At 72.8% G+C, this 1799-nt stretch carries 2 protein-coding genes and 1 pseudogene; 1 reads left to right on the forward strand and 2 read right to left on the reverse strand.

The window, feature by feature from the left end:
* Both D7V97_RS42780 and D7V97_RS42785 read right to left on the reverse strand, forming a co-directional pair.
* A pseudogene (locus tag D7V97_RS42780) lies at positions 1-724 on the reverse strand (hypothetical protein); the annotation flags it as partial.
* Positions 725-763: 39 nt separating this feature from the next.
* Positions 764-1291, reverse strand: coding sequence for a hypothetical protein (locus tag D7V97_RS42785; RefSeq protein ID WP_147445251.1), 528 nt, complete (start codon positions 1289-1291; stop codon positions 764-766).
* A 205-nt stretch (positions 1292-1496) separates the two neighbouring features.
* Between D7V97_RS42785 and D7V97_RS42790 the strand changes: the two genes are divergently transcribed.
* Positions 1497-1799, forward strand: a 303-nt coding sequence (locus tag D7V97_RS42790) for a hypothetical protein (RefSeq protein ID WP_147445252.1), incomplete at its 3' end; no start/stop codon positions are given.

Genomic DNA, 1799 nt, shown 5'->3' on the forward strand with positions numbered 1-1799 from the left:
CCACGCCTCCGCCGCCGTGGACGGTGAAGAGGCGGCTGGTGGTGCCGGTGGGAACCACCTGGAAGGCGCCTCCGCCACGCGAGCGCAGCACCACGCCGCGCGCGCCCACCACGTACACGTCGCCACCGGTGCCCCACACCTTGAAGAAGCCGGGGTGGTTTCCGTTCGCCATGAGGGGCAGGTCCGCGAGCGGCAGCGGCACCTCGCTCCACTGCGTGCCGTCGGAGTGCCAGATGAAGCCGTCGCGGTCGGACACGCTGCCCACGGCGTACACGTCATCAGGGCGCGAGCCCCACACGCCATACACCGTGTGCCGCGCCAGCCCCGGCGTGCGCATGCGCGTGAAGGCGCCGTTCTCGTAGCGGAGGATGGTGGCGCTGCCGCCGGACAGCAGCACCGGGCCGTCCTGGAAGGCATGCACCCACCACAGGTCTCCGCGCGTGCCGGTGGGCACCTCGCTCCAGGCCGTGCCGTCGAAGTGCAGCACCTCCGGCCCGCGGCCCCGGTCCGAACCCACCGCCCACACGTCCGACGCCGAGCGGCCGGAGATGGACAGCAGCGCCTCCGGCCGGCCCTTCGCCACGGCGGCCCAGGGGATGGGCTCCGGCGTGGGCTCGGGCTCGTCGGGGCAGCCGGTGAGCAGCGCGCCCATCAGCAGCGACAGCAGCCAGCGGGCGCGCGCACGCGTCCGTGAGAGGGATTGAGGGGAAAGGGGCTGCGGCATGACGCGGCTCCGGCGTGTCGCGGGGGTTGGCGCTACGGGCTACGGTTCCAGGTCGGAGGCCCACTGGATGATGACGGTGCGCGAGTCGGAGCCGTGCTCGCCGGTGTTGGACTCGAAGGACGCGTTCAGGCGCACCTCCTGGCCCACGGCCTTGCTCGCATCGGTGACCTGCAAGAGCAGTCCTTCGAGCATGGCCGGCTCCCCCGGCTGGGGGCTCGGGGAGAAGCGCAGGTCGACCTCATAGGGGACGGAGACCCGGTTCCCATCCGAGGTGCGCTCCAGGGACAGCTCCACGCGGGACGACAGGGTGGTGAGCTCCCAGGCGCGCAGGGACACGAAGACGTGCTGGCCGCCCTGGAACCCCGAGTTCAGCTCCACCGTGTCGCCGTCCTGGAGCGCGGTGAACATGCCGCCCGTGCCCACTTCGAAGGGACGGACGGGCCCTTCCGGCGCGTCAGGGCACCCGGTGAGGCCCAGGCTCAAGAGCAGCCAGGTCCCGAGGACACCGGCCCTGGCGCGGAAGCGGCGCGTGGAGGAGAGGGGAAGAGGAGGGGGATGGGCGCGCAAGGATGACTCCGGGGCCAAGGAGGCCGCGGGCGCGGAGCATACGTGATCTCCAGAGCGGGATTGATGGGGGGCCGGAGCGCGCATCGTTTCCTCCCGGTTGACGAAGGGATTGGCGCGGGCGGCGTGGGTGCTCGGTGTCGGAGCCGCCGAGCGGCGTCAGGTCTCCAGGCACGCGGGCCGCGAACCGGTTAGACACGCAGCCCCGATGCCCTTCCCGCGCTTCCAGGGCCACTTCCGCCTGATGGCGACCGCGCTCGTCACGGTCGTCCAGCTCCCGCCCGTGCTCTGGCTCTGCGTCCGCACCCGGACGCCCCTGCCGGCGCTCGTGGCGCTGTGCCTCTCCTGGCCCTACCTGCGGCAGCTCCAGAGCCCGTGGCAGACCACCCCGCGCTCCCGGTCCACCACCCTGGCGCTGGGCTGGTGGTGCGCCTGCCTGGTGTTCGACCTGCTCATGCTCCCCGCCGTGCTGGCCGTCCGTGCGGGGACGCCCGACGGGGCGGCATGGGGA

This window comes from Corallococcus sp. CA053C, from assembly GCF_003611675.1.
Taxonomy (GTDB): domain Bacteria; phylum Myxococcota; class Myxococcia; order Myxococcales; family Myxococcaceae; genus Corallococcus.